At 32.3% G+C, this 18,868-nt stretch carries 20 protein-coding genes; 7 read left to right on the top strand and 13 right to left on the bottom strand.

Features of this window, described 5'->3' with window-relative positions; translation table 11 throughout:
• Position 1 precedes the first annotated feature (1 nt).
• Positions 2 to 1,492, top strand: coding sequence for a DUF5689 domain-containing protein (locus AMD28_RS00445; RefSeq protein ID WP_152975501.1), 1,491 nt, complete (start codon positions 2 to 4; stop codon positions 1,490 to 1,492).
• A 75-nt stretch (positions 1,493 to 1,567) separates the two neighbouring features.
• On the top strand, positions 1,568 to 1,945 hold the full coding sequence (locus AMD28_RS00440) for a hypothetical protein (RefSeq protein WP_055442195.1): 378 nt from the start codon (positions 1,568 to 1,570) through the stop codon (positions 1,943 to 1,945).
• Between the two features lie 130 nt (positions 1,946 to 2,075).
• On the opposite strand, the gene AMD28_RS00435 is transcribed toward AMD28_RS00440, so the two are convergent.
• Positions 2,076 to 3,056 (bottom strand): endonuclease/exonuclease/phosphatase family protein, encoded by a 981-nt coding sequence (locus AMD28_RS00435; protein ID WP_055442194.1) that lies wholly within the window; start codon positions 3,054 to 3,056, stop codon positions 2,076 to 2,078.
• A 280-nt stretch (positions 3,057 to 3,336) separates the two neighbouring features.
• Here AMD28_RS00435 and hflX point away from each other — a divergent pair, with 280 nt between their 5' ends.
• The gene (hflX, locus tag AMD28_RS00430; RefSeq protein WP_055442193.1) at positions 3,337 to 4,554 is read left to right on the top strand and encodes a GTPase HflX; all 1,218 of its coding nucleotides are present in this window, start codon (positions 3,337 to 3,339) and stop codon (positions 4,552 to 4,554) included.
• Positions 4,555 to 4,946: 392 nt separating this feature from the next.
• On the opposite strand, the gene AMD28_RS00425 is transcribed toward hflX, so the two are convergent.
• The 8 genes from AMD28_RS00425 to AMD28_RS00390 form a co-directional block, all read right to left on the bottom strand.
• The gene (locus AMD28_RS00425; RefSeq protein ID WP_083478201.1) at positions 4,947 to 5,897 is read right to left on the bottom strand and encodes a DUF3078 domain-containing protein; all 951 of its coding nucleotides are present in this window, start codon (positions 5,895 to 5,897) and stop codon (positions 4,947 to 4,949) included.
• Between the two features lie 99 nt (positions 5,898 to 5,996).
• Positions 5,997 to 6,515 carry a DUF2480 family protein gene (locus AMD28_RS00420; RefSeq protein WP_055442191.1) on the bottom strand — a complete coding sequence of 173 codons (519 nt, stop codon included), beginning with the start codon at positions 6,513 to 6,515 and terminating at the stop codon, positions 5,997 to 5,999.
• Positions 6,516 to 6,591: 76 nt separating this feature from the next.
• On the bottom strand, positions 6,592 to 8,427 hold the full coding sequence (locus AMD28_RS00415) for an ABC transporter ATP-binding protein (RefSeq protein ID WP_055442190.1): 1,836 nt from the start codon (positions 8,425 to 8,427) through the stop codon (positions 6,592 to 6,594).
• A gap of 13 nt (positions 8,428 to 8,440) precedes the next feature.
• Entirely contained in the window at positions 8,441 to 8,764 is a 324-nt protein-coding gene (locus tag AMD28_RS00410; RefSeq protein ID WP_055442204.1) for an iron-sulfur cluster assembly protein, read from the bottom strand.
• A gap of 114 nt (positions 8,765 to 8,878) precedes the next feature.
• On the bottom strand, positions 8,879 to 9,301 hold the full coding sequence (locus tag AMD28_RS00405; protein ID WP_055442189.1) for a SufE family protein: 423 nt from the start codon (positions 9,299 to 9,301) through the stop codon (positions 8,879 to 8,881).
• 52 nt (positions 9,302 to 9,353) lie between these two features.
• Positions 9,354 to 10,154 (bottom strand): META domain-containing protein, encoded by an 801-nt coding sequence (locus AMD28_RS00400; RefSeq protein ID WP_055442188.1) that lies wholly within the window; start codon positions 10,152 to 10,154, stop codon positions 9,354 to 9,356.
• A gap of 84 nt (positions 10,155 to 10,238) precedes the next feature.
• Complete coding sequence (locus tag AMD28_RS00395) at positions 10,239 to 11,276, bottom strand: zinc metalloprotease (protein WP_055442187.1); 1,038 nt, start codon at positions 11,274 to 11,276, stop codon at positions 10,239 to 10,241.
• A gap of 174 nt (positions 11,277 to 11,450) precedes the next feature.
• A complete protein-coding gene (locus tag AMD28_RS00390; protein ID WP_055442186.1) occupies positions 11,451 to 12,665 on the bottom strand; it encodes an aminotransferase class V-fold PLP-dependent enzyme in 1,215 nt (404 codons plus the stop codon).
• A gap of 108 nt (positions 12,666 to 12,773) precedes the next feature.
• On the opposite strand from AMD28_RS00390, the gene AMD28_RS00385 reads away from it, so the two are divergent.
• The 4 genes from AMD28_RS00385 to AMD28_RS00370 all read left to right on the top strand — a co-directional run bounded on the left by AMD28_RS00385 (position 12,774) and on the right by AMD28_RS00370 (position 15,469).
• Positions 12,774 to 13,109: a PadR family transcriptional regulator gene (locus AMD28_RS00385; protein WP_055442185.1), complete on the top strand. Its 336-nt coding sequence runs from the start codon at positions 12,774 to 12,776 to the stop codon at positions 13,107 to 13,109.
• Between the two features lie 40 nt (positions 13,110 to 13,149).
• Positions 13,150 to 13,536: a hypothetical protein gene (locus AMD28_RS00380; protein WP_055442184.1), complete on the top strand. Its 387-nt coding sequence runs from the start codon at positions 13,150 to 13,152 to the stop codon at positions 13,534 to 13,536.
• A gap of 27 nt (positions 13,537 to 13,563) precedes the next feature.
• Positions 13,564 to 15,219 (top strand): serine hydrolase domain-containing protein, encoded by a 1,656-nt coding sequence (locus tag AMD28_RS00375; protein WP_055442183.1) that lies wholly within the window; start codon positions 13,564 to 13,566, stop codon positions 15,217 to 15,219.
• A 70-nt stretch (positions 15,220 to 15,289) separates the two neighbouring features.
• A complete protein-coding gene (locus AMD28_RS00370; protein WP_055442182.1) occupies positions 15,290 to 15,469 on the top strand; it encodes a hypothetical protein in 180 nt (59 codons plus the stop codon).
• Between the two features lie 80 nt (positions 15,470 to 15,549).
• On the opposite strand, the gene AMD28_RS00365 is transcribed toward AMD28_RS00370, so the two are convergent.
• The 4 genes from AMD28_RS00365 to AMD28_RS00350 all read right to left on the bottom strand — a co-directional run bounded on the left by AMD28_RS00365 (position 15,550) and on the right by AMD28_RS00350 (position 18,854).
• On the bottom strand, positions 15,550 to 16,167 hold the full coding sequence (locus AMD28_RS00365) for a porin family protein (protein WP_055442181.1): 618 nt from the start codon (positions 16,165 to 16,167) through the stop codon (positions 15,550 to 15,552).
• 46 nt (positions 16,168 to 16,213) lie between these two features.
• On the bottom strand, positions 16,214 to 17,527 hold the full coding sequence (gene sufD, locus AMD28_RS00360) for a Fe-S cluster assembly protein SufD (RefSeq protein ID WP_055442180.1): 1,314 nt from the start codon (positions 17,525 to 17,527) through the stop codon (positions 16,214 to 16,216).
• Positions 17,528 to 17,682: 155 nt separating this feature from the next.
• Complete coding sequence (sufC, locus tag AMD28_RS00355; RefSeq protein WP_055442179.1) at positions 17,683 to 18,435, bottom strand: Fe-S cluster assembly ATPase SufC; 753 nt, start codon at positions 18,433 to 18,435, stop codon at positions 17,683 to 17,685.
• Between the two features lie 2 nt (positions 18,436 to 18,437).
• Positions 18,438 to 18,854 (bottom strand): hypothetical protein, encoded by a 417-nt coding sequence (locus AMD28_RS00350; RefSeq protein ID WP_055442178.1) that lies wholly within the window; start codon positions 18,852 to 18,854, stop codon positions 18,438 to 18,440.
• Positions 18,855 to 18,868 lie beyond the last annotated feature (14 nt).

Here is an 18,868-nt window from a genome sequence, read left to right as displayed (position 1 = left end):
TATGAAATGTAATACATTCACAAATTCACAAATTAAAAATAAATACGCCATGAAAAGAACGAATAAATTTTTAACGTTAATACTAACAATGGTAGCTGCAATAGCTATTACATCTTGTGTGCAAGATGACGATTATACAATTCCTAATAGTTTAGGTAACGACGAAAACGAAGCACTAACCGAATTGTTAGAGCAATTAAATGATGTAAATAGTGGTGTAACAGCTTTAACCGTAAGTCAAGTAAAGAAACTTTACACCGATTATGAAGAAGCACAATTTGGATTTGATTATGATAAATTTTATCAAATCCCTTCAGATGTTGTAGTAAAAGGATATGTATCTTCTTCGGATGCAACTGGTAATTTCTATAAAGAATTCTATATTCAAGATAGCCCAACAAATCCAACAGCTGCTATACAAATCGTATTAAATCAAGCAGATTCTTATAACCAATACAACCAAGGAAGAGAAGTTTATATTAAACTAAAAGATGCTTATGTTGGTTTAAATTCTTCTGAAGTTATTGCTATTGGAGGTAAAACAGATGATGATGAAGTAGGTCAATTTACTGCTGTTCAAGTTCCAGATTATATTTTAAGATCTGCAAATACGGAAGTAATTACTCCTTTAGAATTAAGTTTTTCTGCTATAAATGAAAGTCATGTTGGAATGTTTGTTAAAATTAATAACGCTGAATTTCCTGCTTATTTAAACGGAGAGCTTTATGGAGATTCTTCGGAAGATTTTGATACGCAAAGAGAATTACAGGCATGTGATGGTTTTTCTTATTCAAGTTTTATAATGGAGACTAGTTCTTTTGCTAATTTTTATAGTTCTCCTTTACCAGTAGATAAAGGTGGTTCTATTTCAGGTATTGTTACAAAGTCTTATGGTGGAGATAATTTAGTTTTAGCCTTAAATTCTTTAACTGATGTGGTATTTGATCAAGAAAGATGTACGCCTTTAAGCCTAGATGAGTTTGAAGTAGTTTTTGAAGAAGATTTTGTTGGAGGATTAAACGGATGGGATGTTATTAATACAGACGGTACTCAGTCTTGGTATGCAGCATCTTTTGGTGGAGATTCTTATGTTAGAGGTTCCGGATATGATGGTTCAAATGCAGTAACAATGGTTAGTTGGTTAATTTCACCAGTTTTTGATTTTGATGCACAAGATGGCGAACAAATGGTATTAGAAATTGCTGATGCTTTTAGTGATGCAGGTGAAGAGCCTTTAAAAGCTTATTATTCTACCGATTATGTTGCAGGAAATGATCCTTCTTCAGCTACTTGGACGGAAATAGGAACAGCTGAAATTGAAGCATTACCAATTAATGGTGGATTCTTTGATAATATATATAACGAAACTAGTTTTATTGATCTTTCTGCTCCAACTGGAAATGGTTTTATTGCTTTTGTTTACGATAGTAATGATGCAGCAATTTCTTCAACTAGAGATTTAGGTAATGTTAAAATATTAGCTCCTCAATAGAAATATTAAATAGACTTATTAGTCTTAAAACCTGCTAATTTATAATTAGCAGGTTTTCTTTTTTAATTACAAAATATGACACTTTTCGATACTTTATTTTTTAGCGTTTTTAAGCATTATAAGGATGCTAAAAGTAAAAAAGCAAACCAATATGCTACCATTTACATTTCGGTGCTACAATGTGCTTTATTATTGCTTTTTGGTGTGTTCTTTGCAGGTTTTTTTAAACAAATGAATATGACAACTATGTCGCAAGACAAAGCAATCGTGCTATTTGTTTTAGCATGTATATTTGTTTTTTTTAAAAACTGGATGCAATATGCTGGTAGAAAACGAAAAGTATTAAATGCTAAAATGCTAAATAAAAAATCTGCAGGTTATAGTATTTTTATGCTTTGGTTACTTCCTGTGGCTTGTGTAGGTCTAGCTGTAGTTATTTATCAAGCGGTTTAAAAAGTGGATGTAATAAAACTTGAAGAGATTTCTCGACAAGCTCGAAATGACATACGTTTCAGTCATCAGTCATCAGTCATCAGTCATCAGTCATCAGTCATCAGTCTATAGCTATTTCCTATAATCTCTTTTACCTGATTTCTTCTTCCTTTTTTAAAACAACATACACCGGAAAGTGGTCACTATAGCCACCTTGATATTTTTTACCAACATAGGTTCTAAATGGCGAGCCTTTATATTTTCCGTCAGATATTTTTAGAAAATCTTCATCAAAAATATTAGCTTTTTCAAATTGTAACCCATTTTTTGTTTTTTCATAAAAATTTCGACTAACCAATATTTGGTCAAATAAAAACCACTGTCTTTTGTATTTACTAGTTCCTCTAGTATACGAGCGTAATGTTTCTATTGGGTTTAGTAAATCAAAACTACTTAGTAAACGTGCAATGCTTTTACTAGAAGGATCATCATTAAAATCACCAATAACTATAATTTTAGCATCTGGATCATTTAATTTTAAGTCCGAAATAATTTCTCCAACCTTATTAGACCCTGCCATTCTTTTGTGTTCTGTTTCCCTTTCCCCTTCACGTCTAGAAGACCAATGATTTACAATAACATGTATTTTAAAACCATCGAGTACACCAGAAACTAGTAAAATGTCTCTTGTGTAATCTGGTAAACCGGCATCATTATATAATTCTAATGAAAATTTTTCCGAAGCTTCTACCGTAAAAACAGTTCTATCATAAAGCAAAGCAACATCTATCCCACGTTCGTCTTTAGAGTCGTAATGCACATAATTGTAGTTGCAGTTTTTTACATGTTTAGAAGCGATTAAATCTTTCAAAACTTTCGCATTCTCCACTTCAGATAAACCAATAATTGCAGGGTGTTTCCCGTTTTCTTTTCTTCCTATATTAGAAATAGCATAGCCTAATTTTCGTAATTTATTTTGGTAACGTTTTATAGTCCAACGTTTGTCTGCTCTTGGCAAAAAATCGTTATCATGCTTTTTGGTATCATCAAAAATGTCGAATAAATTTTCCGCATTATAAAAAGCTACAGTATGTAAATCTGGGTTTACAGGAATTTCGGAATAGACATTCATTAAAATAATTGGTTTTAGATACGTGTTGTTAAAACTGCGAAGCAATCTTTTGTCTTTCCTCAAAAATATAAAAATTTAACTGCTTACAATTACGAATATCCTATCTCCTTTCAAATAATCATAATAAAACGGCTTTTTTCCCTTTTTACTGCAACATAAAAGGAAACTATAGGGCAGTCTACGCTTTATTTCTCTATTTTGTATAAAGAAAAAAATCATCATTTTATTTTATAGTGATTTACAAATAGAAATGGTATAACTTTGTGTTTTAATTGAATTTATGATAGAAAAGAAAGATATAGCCCTTGAAAAAGCAGTTTTAATAGGAGTAGTAACTAAAAGTCAAAACGAAGACAAGTCTAAAGAGTATTTAGACGAGTTGGAGTTTTTAACCTTTACTGCTGGAGGAGAAGTTTTAAAGCGCTTTACCCAAAAACTAGATTCACCAAATCCTAAAACATTTATTGGTACAGGGAAGATTGAAGATGTTCGTAGGTTTATTGAAGAAAACGACGTTGGAACCGCTATTTTTGATGACGAATTATCTTCTGCACAAGAACGAAATATTAGTAAAATACTAGGATGTAAAGTACTAGATAGAACCAATCTTATTCTAGATATATTTGCACAAAGAGCACAAACCAGTTACGCAAGAACACAAGTAGAATTGGCGCAATGCGAATATTTACTACCACGTTTAAAAGGAATGTGGACACACCTCGAAAGACAAAAAGGTGGAATTGGAATGCGCGGACCCGGAGAAACAGAAATTGAAACGGATAGACGTATTGTAAGAGAAAGAATCACCTTGCTTAAAGCTAAAATAAAGACCATAGACAAGCAAATGTCAGTACAGCGAGGTAATCGCGGACAAATGGTAAGAGTAGCGCTTGTAGGGTATACCAACGTGGGTAAATCGACTTTAATGAACGTGGTTAGTAAAAGTAAAGTATTTGCCGAAAACAAACTCTTTGCAACACTAGATACCACCGTACGTAAAGTAGTCATTCAGAATTTACCATTTTTATTAAGCGATACCGTAGGATTTATACGTAAGCTGCCAACCCAATTGGTTGAAAGTTTTAAAAGTACGCTAGACGAAGTAAGAGAAGCAGATTTGCTGCTACACGTTGTAGATATTTCGCATCCTAATTTTGAAGAACACATAGAATCTGTAAATAAAATCCTAGGGGAAATCGATAGTACAGACAAACCAATGATTATGGTTTTTAATAAGATTGATGCTTATGAAGCAGAACCTTATGATGAAACCGATTTAATTGTAGAACGTACCGAAGAGCATTATTCTTTAGAAGAATGGAAAAAAACTTGGATGCACAGAGTTGGTAAGGATAATGCCTTATTTATTTCTGCCTTAAACAAGCAAAATTTAGAAGACTTTAAAAAACGTATTTATGATGAAGTTCGTGAAATTCACGTAACCCGTTTTCCGTACAATCATTTTCTGTATCCAGATTATAACGAAGAAGAAGAGTAATAAATTCTTGCGCAGGCAGGAATCTCATAATTTAAAATCCCGAACCATTACGTTTGGGATTTTTTTTGGTTTGCCAAATGAAACTTTAGTGTAGTTTGGGCAATTTACTTTTGGTTATTCTACCAAAAGCAACCAGGCTTTACACTACTAGTTTTGTAAAACCTTAAATGGAAGTTTTACAAAAGCTAACCGTTGCAATCCTTATTGCGGGCTAATCAACTAAGGTTCTTGCTAGTTTTTTTGTCATTTCGAGTTTGCCAAGAAATCTCATAACAATTAGAAAAATGCACTTCGTTTATTTTACTACAAAGCCTCCGAGTTTTAATGTTAAAACAAAAAAACGCGCTTCATAGAAGCGCGTTTTTAATATTTTTTTTTTCTTTTTCTAAGAATTAGAATCCGTAGTTAAAACCTACACCAAAAGCTTCTCTAATTTGGAAACCATTAGGGTTTGTATTATCATCATAGATTGCTTGAAATACTAAGTTAGCAGAAATGTATTTGTTTACTGACATTGAAAGATTCATTGTGTAATCGATATCTACATTTTGAGGATCTTCTAAATAGTTAGAATATAACGCTAAGATGTTTTCCATAGAAATGTTTTTCGCTATGTTTAATTTGTAGTAACCTCTTACAGCAGCGCCTAACTCAAAACGAGAAGTGTCACCAGCTTCAGTACCAAAACTTCCAGCAAATTCATCATGTACTAAAATTAATTTAGCAGCAGCAGGAGAAACCATAACATTTAAGTTATCCGATTTTTTCCAGAACATGCCAGGACCAGCTTGAAAATAAGCAGGAGAGAAGAAATGTGAAGTTGTAGCAACACGAACGTTATCAGTATATAAATAACCTTTATCCATTTGTGTTTTAAAGTTAAAGTAAGCAGAGTAATACCAGTTACCAGTTGCTTTTTTACCACCAATAGAGTTGAATTCTATTCTATCATTAGATTTTGTGAAATCTTCAGCTCCTTTGTTTTTGTTTACTCCGTAATCTACAATTAACTTGTTATCCCAAACATAATCTCCTTTTACTAAGTTTGCATCGTAGTTAATTAATAAGTTAGCAGCAGTATTACCAATACCTCCACCAGTCCATTCGTTGTTGAATGCAGATTGGTTAAATGTTACTAAAACATTACCACCTTTTCTCCATCCTGGTAAAGCATCAATTTGTGCTTGTAAAGCATTAGCTTCTGCTTGAGCAGCATCTGCAATTGCTTGCTTCTCTGCTTTTTGAGCTGCTAATTCTGTTTTTGTTTGTGCGTTTTCTTCCGTTTGTGCATTTACTGAAGCTACTCCAATAAATAATGCAGCTAATAAAAATATTTTTTTCATTATGTATAATTTTTGTTTTTTGAACGCGCAAAAATATGTATTAAGAGTATAAACATTTACACTTAATCTCTTTTATTCCTGTAAAATAGATAAAAGGAATTATTTTATCGACGAAGTGCTTTTAAAAAGCGGGACAGAAGAGCATGCTTCACCAAACATAATCGTTTTTGCAACAGGTTTTAATTTGTTGGTAATCATTATATAAGCGCTAGATGGCACCGGTTTTTTAGAGCAACCTTTTATAATGATCGGTTTGTCTTTATAGGTAGTAATATCTAAATTATTAATAATCTCTTGGTATAGATAAGATTCTAAAGTTTCTAAGTTTCCTAAAACAGTAGTTTTAGCAAAGGGTTCTAACTGAATACTTAATAGCATATAGGCCCAATCTGGTACTATGGCATCTGTGGTACAAGTTAATGCTACAAAAGCATCTTGGTATTGCGACCAATCGTGTTCTTTAACAAGTGCTCTAAAATCTTTTTCACGAAGCACGAAGCCTTCATAAAGCCAATCTTTAATATCAAAAAGTACGCGTCTGCCTTGCGGGTAATAATCCTCAAGATCAAAAACAACAAGTTTACTAGTTGCTACGCGATTTATAATTTCTTCAGCCATATTACGAAGATACGTGTTTTAAATTATTAGTTTTATGTTAGTTCGAGAGAACCTTTTTATATTTAGTATCGAAAACTTATTGGTAACCTTCTGCTTGCAGTGTAAATAAATCGGCATACAAAGATTGGTTTTTCATGAGTTCTTCATGGGTTCCCATTTCTAAAACGCGTCCTTCTTCTAGAACCAAAATTCTATCTGCTTGCCTTACGGTGCTAAATCTATGCGAAATAATGACACTGGTTTTAAATTGGGTTAAACCAATAAAACGATCAAACACTTCGCTTTCTGCTTTAGCATCTAAGGCAGAGGTTGGTTCGTCTAGTATCATTACTTTGGCATCTTTCATGTAGGCTCTTGCTAATGCTACTTTTTGCCATTGTCCTCCAGAAAGCTCTTGCCCTTTTGCAAAACGTTTACCAAGTTGTTGGTCGTAACCAAACTTTAAATCTTGCACCACTTCATTCGCTAAACTAAGTTCGGCTGCATTTTCAATTTTAGATTGATTGTCTATTTCGCTAATATCCCCAATGGCAATATTCTCTCTAACGGTAAATTCGTATTTAAAAAAGTCTTGAAAAATAACACCAAAATATTCTTGATACTTTGCTTTGTCAAATCTATTAATATTAATGCCGTCTAATAATATTTCACCCGAAGTAGGTTCGTAAAAACGAAGCAATAATTTGGTAAGGGTTGTTTTTCCTGCACCATTTTGACCAACGAATGCTAGTTTTTCGCCAGCTTTCATTTTAAAACTAATCCCTTTAAGTATTTCGTTTTCGGATCCTGGATATGCGAAATGCACATTTTTAAATTCAAATCCTTCCTGTATCGTTTCCGGAAGTGGCATGTCTTCTTTGTGCGAAGGAGCAATAGATATATCTAAAAAATCGAAATAATCTTTTAGGTATAGAGAGCTTTCTGTAATACGTGTAAACTTCGAAAAGAAGTCTTGCAAGTTTCTGGTAAGCCTGTTAAATGCTCCAGATAAAAAGGTTAATTCTCCTAAGGTAATTACTCCAGAAATCACACGATAAATGATAAATACATAAGCACCATAATAACTTAAAGTACCTAAAACATTAAATAAGAATCCTAATGCCGAACGTTTTACCGCTAGTTTTTTATTAAGATTATAATATTCATTGGAGAGGTTTTTAAAACGATCGACTACAAAATCGGTTAGCCCAAAAAGTTTAATTTCTTTAGCTGTTTTATCATTTGCACCAATAAATCGTAAATAATCTAATTCTCTACGTTCTGCAGTCCAACCTCGAGCTAAAGAATATTGTTGTTGACTAAACCAAATTTCGTTAATAAACGATGGAATAATACTTAATACTAAAAGGATGATTAAATAGGGTTCAAAATAAATTAAACCGGCAACCAAAGTTAGTATCGATATTAAACTTTGTACTTCGCCTAGCGCGTTAGACATCAATCCGACACGACCTGTAGTTTGCGTTCTTGCGCGTTCTAACTTATCATAAAACTCCGAGTCTTCTAAAAGACTGATGTTTATCTGATTTGTTTTTTTAATGATTCTTACGGAAGAATCTATAGAATAGGAATCACCAAGTAAACTATCGGTTAGTGAAATGGCTCTGCTGACTAAATCGGAAAGAATAATTAATCCAAATTCTATGGCAACATAAGTCCAAAGTAGCGTTAAATCGGAAGCATCTCCTTTGGTTTGAACAATTATTTCATCAATAATTATTTTACCAACCCAAAGTATGACTACTGGTAATACGGCGCCAATTCCTCTACAAAAAGCAGATAATAAGAATAGCTTTTTGTTGGTTTTCCAAATCTCTTTAAAGAATCTAGGAATAAAAACTAGTGCGCTAAAAGATTTTCTTAAGTTGGTTTTTTTAGCCTCTTTAAGAGATTTAGGTGCTTGTCTAGCCATTTATATTTTTTAATTAAAGCATTCCAAGCTCTAACTTGGCTTCTTCACTCATTAGGTCTTGATTCCAAGGTGGATCGAAAGTGATTTCTACTTCGGCGTCTTTTACCTCGTTTATCGATTTAATTTTTTCTTCTACTTCTAACGGAAGTGTTTCTGCAACAGGACAGTTTGGAGTTGTTAAGGTCATTAAGATTTTTACTTCGTAATCTTCATTAACAAAAACATCGTAAATTAATCCTAATTCGTAAATGTCTACAGGAATTTCTGGATCGTAAATCGTTTTAATAACGGTTACAATTTTTTCTCCTAATGCTGCTGTATCTATAGTTTCGCTCATCGAAATTTTATTTTTTTTGGTTCCCATAAAAATGGGAATCTTTATTTTTTATTTCCGCAAAAGCGGAAATCTATTTTTATAAAAACACATTCCTGTATGCACAGGAGGTCCTACTTATTGTAGTTGTGTTTGGTATGCAATAGCATACAGTTTTAATTGTTTAATCATACTTACTAAACCGTTTGCTCTGGTAGGAGACAAATGTTCTTTAAGTCCGATTTGGTCTATAAAATCAGTATTTGCTTCTAATATGTCCTTAGGATGCTGGTTAGAAAACACACGGATTAATATTGCTATAATTCCTTTTGTAATTATGGCATCACTATCTGCTGTAAAAGCGATTTTGTCACCTTCTAATTCTGCATGCACCCAAACTTTACTTTGGCAACCTTTAATGATGTTATCTTCCGTTTTATATTGGGCATTAATTAAGGGTAAATCTTTCCCAAGATCTATCATATACTGATAGCGTTCTTCCCAGTCTTCAAACATGGCGAACTCCTCAATTATTTCGTTTTGTATTTCTTGAATATTCACGTAATTTTATTTTATGCAAAAATACAATTAAGTATTATTTTCAGCATTATAATTATTGTTTTTCACTCAGACTAAAAATAGTGTTTACTAGATCTTCAATTTTAGCATTTGGCTTTCCTGCATCAAAAGCTTTAGTACTATATGTTTTACCGTTTTTAGTAATTATTAGTGTTGCCGCTGCAGCGCCATCATATTGATGTGCTTTTGAAGGGGACTCCAGATTTTCTAATTCTTCTAAGTTTAAAACTGCTACTTTGTTAAAGATATCTGTCGTTTCTGATGGACTAAACTTTCGTGCTTCTGGTGCAGCTCCTCTTTGTTTTTGAGAAATAATACTATCGTTTTTAATCTCTATCTTTAAAAAACTACCTCTTGTAGACGAGATATACTCAATAGAATAATCATCTCCTTGTGCTATTTTTGAGGAATTATTTTTTGCTGCAAAAACTAAATTTTCTTTACTGTTCTTTAAAGTAAGTACATTGTTCTCTACAGAGAAAGCTGTTACTTTTTCAAGTGTTTTTAAGAAGTTTTGCTCTACATCCATAAAGCGTTTGCACATCATTTTTGTAGACATTAAAGGGCCGAATTTTATAGTGTTTCCTTCGGTAGAATACGTTGCAGAGAAGTTGTTACAGCCTGCAAACCCTGAAACTTTATTGGTTGTTGCATCAAAGTTTAAATGGATATTATCAGGTAATTCTGTGTTGTCAATAAATGACGAAATCATATATTTTCCAGAAAGTGTCTCTGTTTGTTTTGCTTCTATATTGTTTTGCAAATTTGTAGCTGCTTTTGTGTTTCCGCAAGATTCTAATGCAAAAACGGTTAAAAGTATAGTGATAAATTTCATAATCTTCATTTGTTAAAATTTAAAATATAATATACAAAAAAGACGCCAAAGTTGGCGTCTTTTAATATTTATGATATTTATTTTCTAATTAAGCATACTTTCTCTAGAACCACCAGCTTCAAAAATAGTTCTCATTCTAGATTTTTGACCATCAGAGAACATATACATACAAGAATCATCTACATAATCCATATAGTTCATTGTCATGTCTGTTGTACGACAGTTTACTGTTGGGTAAGAAGGACAGCCATAGTTAGCTCCGTCTGAAGAAGGAGTATCTGTAACAAAATCATCTCTGTTACATCTTCCATCTCCCCAAATATGACGTAAGTTTAAATAGTGTCCAACTTCATGTGTTAAAGTTCTTCCTTCGTTATACGGAGCAGCAGAACCACCAGGTAAACTAGAGTATAATACTACAACTCCATCTGTTGCAGATGGACCACCAGGAAATTGAGCATATCCTAATATACCACCACTAATATTACAAACCCATATATTTAAATGTGTAGAAGGGGAAACAGGAGGATAAGCAGCTTTTACCGCATCATTAGTACTCCATGCTGCAGTAGCATTAGAATGTCTAAAAGTATTTGCTAAAGTAAAGTTTATTTCACTATCTGCTACTAAACCGCTAAATTCACTAGGAACTTGGTTAATATCATTATTAGACGCTCTAAAATCATCATTTAGCACATTCATTTGCGCATTTATTTGATTATCGCTTATGTTTTCTTGTGAGTTACTATATACTACATGTACATTAACAGGGATGCTAATTACACCTAAATCATCTGGAACTGGGTCTGTACTTCCACCACCTTTAACAGGTTTTCCTTTGGCATTAATAGTGGATCTTGTATGGTATTCCACATCATACATTTTTTTCTCTAAACCAGGATTTTCATTTAACATCCTGTTTAAGTTTACCATGGAATAGCAAGTTTTTAATTTACTATTGGAAGCTATTTTTTTTGCTTCATCTAGATCTGCATCTGTATAGACGTAAAAATCACTCATGTCTACTTTTGATTGGTCACTATTGTTAATAGAATTTTGGTCTTCATTACAAGATGTAAATAGCAATGCTAGGGCTGCAAAGCTTAAAATCATTTTTTTCATACTACATATTTTAGGTTAAAATTTTGTTAAATATATAGTTAATTACTTTACCGAATGAATTATCGTCAATATTATTATTAATTTTTCGACTAAATGCAAATATGAATTTTTGCACCAAACACAAAAAAAACACCTCGAAAGGTGTTTAATGTTTTGATATATAGAAGTTTAGTGTTAAGATAGCATCATTTTTGCTTTCTTGACTCCAGAAACTAAAGTGTCAATTTCTTCTTTTGTGTTATAGAAAGCAAAGGAAGCTCGAACGGTACCTGGAATTTTAAAGTATTCCATAATTGGTTGCGCACAATGGTGTCCTGTTCTAACGGCAATTCCTAGTTTGTCTAGAATGGTCCCAACATCATAAGGATGAATCCCTTCTAAATTAAATGAAACTACAGAGGTTTTATTTTTTGCCGTTCCGTAAATTTTTAACCCTTCTATTTCTAAAAGAGCTTTGGTAGCATATTCTAAAAGTTCATGTTCATATTTTGCAATGGCATCAAAACCTATTGCATTCATGTAATCTATGGCTGCTCCAAATGCAATACCACCGCAAATATTTGGTGTTCCTGCCTCAAACTTATGCGGTAATCCTGCATAGGTAGTTTTTGTAAAACTGACTTCAGCAATCATTTCGCCACCACCTTGATAAGGAGGTAGTTTGTTTAACCATGTTTCTTTTCCGTAAAGCATACCAACACCTGTTGGTCCACACATTTTATGTGCAGATGCTACATAAAAATCGACATCTAATGCTTGTACATCTGGTTTTACATGCGGACAAGCCTGTGCGCCATCAATAAGAACTGCAGCGCCAACTTGATGTGCTTTTTCTATGATTTCTTCAATAGGATTTATGGTTCCTAAAGCGTTAGAGATATGATTTACAAAAACAAGTTTCGTGTTTTCGTTAAGGAGTTTGTCATATTCAGTCATAACTAACTCACCATCTTGGTTCATTGGAATGACTTTTAAAATAGCACCCGTTTTTTCACATAACATTTGCCAAGGCACAATATTACTATGATGCTCTAAAGCAGAAACAATAATTTCATCTCCTTTTTGTAATAAAGAAGAAAAACCACTAGCTACTAAATTTATACTGTGGGTTGTTCCAGAGGTATAAATTATTTCGTGTGCATGTGCTGCGTTAAAATGTTTTTGAATGGTATGTCTTGCAGCTTCGTATTTATCTGTTGCTTCCTGACTTAATGTATGTACACCACGATGAATGTTGGCATTGTAATTACTGTAGTAATCGACAATAACATCTATGACTTGTTGTGGTGTTTGTGATGTTGCTGCATTGTCAAAATACACCAACGGTTTCCCATTTACTTGTCTTTTAAGTATCGGGAAATCGGCTCTTATTTTCTTCAAATCTAACATGCTACAAATTTACGTTTTGTTTCATAAAACTAGTATAAAGAAAATATAAAAGATAAAATTTATTATTATTTTATTCCAATGCATTTAAATAAAATGTATATTTGAAATATGTATAGCAAAGAATTAACAAAAGGAACCTTACAACCTATCATTTTAAAGCTAATTAGCGAAAGCGAAAAAATGTATGGTTATGAAATTACGCAAGAAGTAAAGAAACTGACTTCTGGTAAGATCGATATATCGGAAGGTGCATTATATCCTATTCTGCATAAGCTGGAAGCTAAAGGCATTTTAGAAACCGAAAAGGTATATATAGGAAAACGCGTTCGGAAATATTATACGATCACTTCGGAAGGTAAAAAGGTGGCAGAAGCAATGACACAAGAAATAAATAATTTTATGGACACCTTAAACTTAATTTTTAACCCTAAACCTATTATATAATGCAAATGAAGAGAAACATATTGACTTTATAGAAAAGAGTTTGAAGCTTTATGGTGTGCAATCGGAAAGCTTAAGAGAAGATTTAGTAGATCATATTTGTACCTATATAGAAAGCCAAGATGGTAATGATTTTAACGCATTGTATCAAGAAGCTTTGCAAAAGTTTGGTGGCTATGCTAGTTTTCAAAACCTACAATTAGAAACCAATTTTCAGAAAATAGAACAACAAATGACAGTTTTAAGTAAGCTTCAGTTTATTGGAGGTCTTCTTTTAATAATACTTCTAGTATTAGGTTTTATATTTAAAATCATGCATTGGCCCTATGCCAATTTATTTATGCTTTTGAGTTGTGCTGTTTTAGTAATGTTTCTTGCTCCAGTTAGTTTATATGGTCGATATAAAAAATCTATTCACAAATTTTCTTAGACTAAATACAATTCCAAATTATATGCAATGCGAAATTTAAAACAGTATCCTACTATTTTTTGTTTATTGATTTGTGCTTTTTTAAGTGCTCAAAATAATTACACTTCAGAGATTGATCAACTTCTTGAAAAGTATCAAAGCGCAGATGCTCCAGGCTTCAGCGTTAAAATTATATCTGGAAAAGAAAGTATTTACGCTAAAGATTTTGGTTTGGCTAATCTGGATTATGACATTAAAAATTCGGATGCTACTATTTTTAGTTTAGCCTCTATAGGAAAACAATTTACAGCTTCCGCTATTTGGGTCTTAGTTAAAGAAGGTAAGATTAGGTTAGAAGATGATATAAGGAAGTATTTGCCTGAGTTTCCAGAATATCAACAACCTATAAAAATTAAGCATTTATTGAATCATACAAGTGGTATTAGAAATTATCATGCACTAATGTCTTTGTCCGGATTTGATTATGATAAAACATATTATGATAATAATACGGTGTTTGAATTAACGTGTAAGCAAAAGGGATTGTGTAATCTTCCAGGTGAAAAAGTAGCGTACTCTAATACTAATTATACTTTATTAGCAATCCTTATTGAACGAATTTCTGGACAAAATTTAAATGAATTTTTAAAAGCGCATATTTTAAATCCGTTACAAATGGATGCTACTTTTGTGCGAGTAGAAAATGGTAAAACAATTAAGAATAAAGCGGTTGGTTACCAAAAACAGAATAATGAATTTGTGTATTCTTCTAGTAATCAATTAAGTTATGGTGCTGGTAGCATGGGATCTTCTATTAAAGATATGACCATTTGGATGCAGATGCTAAATGAACAAATTTTGGAGTTTAAACCTTTGTCTCAATTTTTGAAAACAACCGAGATTTTAAATAATGGTGAAAAAGCAAAATATGCACGTGGTATTATGATAGATAATTATAAAGGTAATATAGTTGCAAGTCATGGTGGATATGGTTTTGGCGGAAGTACGCAGTTAATTACTATTGCTGAAAAGCAATTAGGTATTATAGTTCTCACTAATTTACAATCTATTGATGCGCCAAGCATTGCATATCAAATTTTAGATATTCTTCTGTCTGATGAAAATAATAATGTAGTGGTTACTAAAGAGGACGAAGTTTTTAAGCAAGTAGCCTTAGATAAATACACTGGTGATTATAAGGAAATTAATAGTGATATGACTATTAGAATATTTGTGGAGAATGACACCTTAAAATCGGAAGGATCCATAGGTAGAAATGCAGCTTCGTTAATACCATTTGCTAAAAATAAATTTCATAGAAAAAATAGTCAGCATGTGAAATATGATTTTACACCTGCAAGCAGTCATGATATGGTTATTATGTTTGGTGGTACTCCTTTTTATTTTAAACGTGCTACATTAATAGATTCTGAAACGGTTAACAACAATGATTTTGTAGGTTCTTATTTTTCGGAAGAAATGGATGTTACCTATCGCTTTTTTGTAGCGGATAATGTTTTCAAATTATCTTATAAAAACAATGAAAACATACCTTTGAATCCGATTCTGTTAGATGCTTTTGGAAATAACAGCAGAACACTTTATCATTTTACTAGAGATGAAGAAGGTCATGTTGTAGGAATGGTTTTGTATAGTGAAGGTACTATAAAAGATATTTTCTTTAAAAAAGAAGACGAGAACTAAGCAACGGTAATTAGCTGCTGCTACGTTTTTTAAATTTCATAAATTTTATCCATTTCTTAAACTAAATACTATGAAAAAATCATTTTACGTTGTTGGCTTTTTTACTTTTTTTGTTTTAGGTATTGGCGCCATGTTTGAATTTTTAACTTGGCCTTACAGAGGAGTTATTGTTTTTATTGGCTTCTTGCTTTTAAATTTTGGAATGATACCGATGTATTTTTATCAGAAGTATCAGCAGGTGAAAAGTTGAGTCTTATCTATGACTTGAAACAAAAAAACGGCAAACATATTCATGTTTGCCGTTTTTTAGAATATTAAAAATTTCGTTTATTATCTATTTATTATTGCTTCTACATTAACATTAAAGTTTATGTAAATTCCAGCGGTTGTTATTTTAGTTGGTTCAGATTCTGTGATGTCTGAAAAGCCATATTCGCCTAAAAGTTCTAAAGCAAACATTTTGGATAAATTAAATCCAAAACCAGCTTGTACTCCAAAATTAGTGCTTTTATAAAAATCTTTAACATCTGTTCCAGAATCATCATTTGCAGAAACAACAATGCTCATTCTTGGGCCAACTAATAAATAACCTCCTTTATTATATGCAGTTTTTACATCAAACTTTAAATGTGGTATTATTTGGAAAGTATTTATACTATATGTAGAATTAATATAATTAGTTCCTCCTAAATAAAGCCTGTATTTTTCGTGTAACCTATTGTATTGTGTATTTAATTTTACACCAAGTCTTTCAGAAAACTGATAATCTGCAAATGCTCCAACATGTATATTTGGTCTGTCATGAACTTCACCTGTTATACTCCTAGAGGAGTTTTTTGCTTCCGTATCATGATAATTAACTCCGGTAACAAACCCATAAGAGAAGTTTTGAGAATAGATACTAGTTGTGCACACAAGTATAAAAGCAAACAATAATAATTTTTTCATATACAATGTTTTGATTTACATCATGAGATTCCTGCCTTCGTAGGAATTAAAGATCAAACCCAATATTAACACCTAATTTGGTTGCTATAAGCTTATTAATACGTTTTTTAAGTTCCGGAATTTTTACCGTTTCTAATACGTTATTCGCAAATGCATACATCAATAAAGCTTTGGCTTCTTTTTCTGGAATACCACGAGAACGCAAATAAAACATCGCGCTATCATCTAGCTGACCAATAGTACAACCATGGGAACATTTTACATCATCTGCAAAAATTTCTAGTTGTGGCTTCGAGTTTATAGTTGCTTTATCGCTTAATAATATGTTGTTGTTAGACTGAAAGGCATTGGTTTTTTGCGCTTCTTTGTTTACCACTACTTTACCATTAAAAACACCAGTTGCGCTATCGTTAAAGATCCCTTTGTAGTCTTGATGACTCTCGCAATTTGGTTCTATATGATGCACTAACGTGTTGTGATCTACGTGTTGTTTGTCGCCAATAATCGTGATACCATTTAATGTAGAATCCATGTGTTCTCCATTTTGGTAAAAGTTAAGATTGTTACGTGTTAACTTACCACCAAAACTAAAGGTATGCACAGAGATATGACTTTCGCGTTTTTGATTCACAAAAGTGCTGTCGATTAAAGATGCGTTTACGTTATCGTTTTGAATTTTATAGTAATCTACAATGGCACGTTTGTTTCCAAAAATTTCGGTAACACTATTGGTTAAAACAGGATTGTCTGTTAAACTTTGGTGACGTTCAATAATTTGAACATGCGAATTTTCGTCTACAACAATTAAGTTACGCGGTTGTTGCATTAAAGCAACTTCGCTACCTGTAGAGAAATGTATAATTTGAATTGGCTTATTTACCAATGTATTTTTAGGAATATGAATATAAGCTCCTTCTTGTGCAAATGCCGTATTTAATGAAGTAAGGCTATCTTTTGTAGCTACTTTATTAAAATAGTTTTCTATAATTAAACGGTATTTTGGTTTGCTTAAAGCAGCAGACATTAAACAAACGTCTAGTCCGTCATGTGTAGTTTGCGATAAGTGTGAAGCAAATTTACCATCAATAAATACAATATTATAGGTATCTATATCATGAATAAAATACTTTTTCACATCACTATATTCAATGGCGTTTTCTTGTTTAGGGAAAACACTATAGTCATGTTTTAAAATACTGTTTAACGATGTATATTTCCAAGCTTCTTCTTTTTTAGAAGGAAATCCTTCCGTTTCAAAAGTTTTTATAGCTTCGGTACGAATATCATGAATAGGACTGTCTAAGTCTGCATGATTTTCGAAAGCTAAAAATGAGGAAACTAATTTTTCTTTTAAATCCATTTTGTTAAGATTTCAGTTTACAGTCGCAGTTTTCAGTAATTTTGAAAATACGAAAGTAAGCTGTTTACTATTTATACTTTTTTGAAAGCTATTAAATTGGAGTAGTCTTATACGAGTAAGCAACTGCAAACTGCGACGGAATACTGCAAACTAATTTAAGCGTTCACTTCTTCTTTAATCCAATCGTACCCTTTTTCTTCTAACTCATGCGCTAGAGCAGCAGTTCCCGATTTTACAATTTTACCATTGTATAAAACGTGTACAAAGTCTGGTTTGATATAATCTAATAAACGTTGGTAATGCGTAATTAAAATCACAGCATTGTCTTCGCTTTTCAATTTGTTTACTCCATTTGCTACAATACGTAATGCATCGATATCTAAACCTGAATCTGTTTCATCCAGAATAGCAAGTTTAGGCTCTAGCATTGCCATTTGAAAAATCTCATTACGTTTTTTCTCTCCACCAGAAAAACCTTGGTTTAAAGATCTAGATAAGAATTTTCTATCTATTTCTAATAATTCTGATTTCTCACGAATCATTTTTAACATGTCTTTTGCAGGCATGTCTTCTAAACCTTTTGCTTTACGATTAGCGTTGATAGCCGTTTTAATAAAGTTGGTTACAGAAACTCCAGGGATTTCTACAGGATATTGAAAAGAAAGAAATACACCTTTATGTGCGCGCTCTTCTGCTGCAAGATCTTCGATATCTTCACCGTTTAAAAGAATGTTTCCATCGGTAACTTCATATTCTTCTTTTCCTGCAATTACAGAAGCTAAAGTACTCTTACCAGAACCATTTGGTCCCATGATAGCGTGTACTTCACCAGCTTTTACTTCTAGATTAATTCCTTTTAAAATAGACTTGTCTTCTACACTTGCGTGTAAGTTGTTTATTTTTAACATAATTATTTTGTACCTAATTTTACAACGTTTTCTGCTTGCGTATCGATAGCAGAAATATTTAGTATTTCTTTAATATCTACTTGATTATCCCAACCTTCTTCTCCTTCTGGTTTTGATTTAATTTCACCTCTAACTTCTATCAATACGAAGTCTGTATCTTCTTTTTTAAAGTCTTTGGCTTTTTTGTTTAATTCTGTAACCTTATCGTTTAAGATAACACCATAAATCTGGTTTTTGGTTTGTAATACTGCAGCATCTGCATAATATACAAACTCCCCTTTAAGTAAGGTTAAGCCATCCTTTTGTTTTTCGGTTCTACCATCTTCTGTTTCGGTAGTTTCTGTGTTGTCTTTTTTTGCTTCGTTTTTACAGCTTGTAAATGCTACCGCTAATACTAATAAGAATACTAATTTTTTCATTTTTTTAAATTTGA

Source organism: Lacinutrix himadriensis, from assembly GCF_001418105.1.
In the GTDB taxonomy this organism is placed as follows: domain Bacteria; phylum Bacteroidota; class Bacteroidia; order Flavobacteriales; family Flavobacteriaceae; genus Oceanihabitans; species Oceanihabitans himadriense.
Note: the sequence above shows the minus strand (reverse complement) of the source record. Positions and strands in the feature narration are given on the sequence as shown.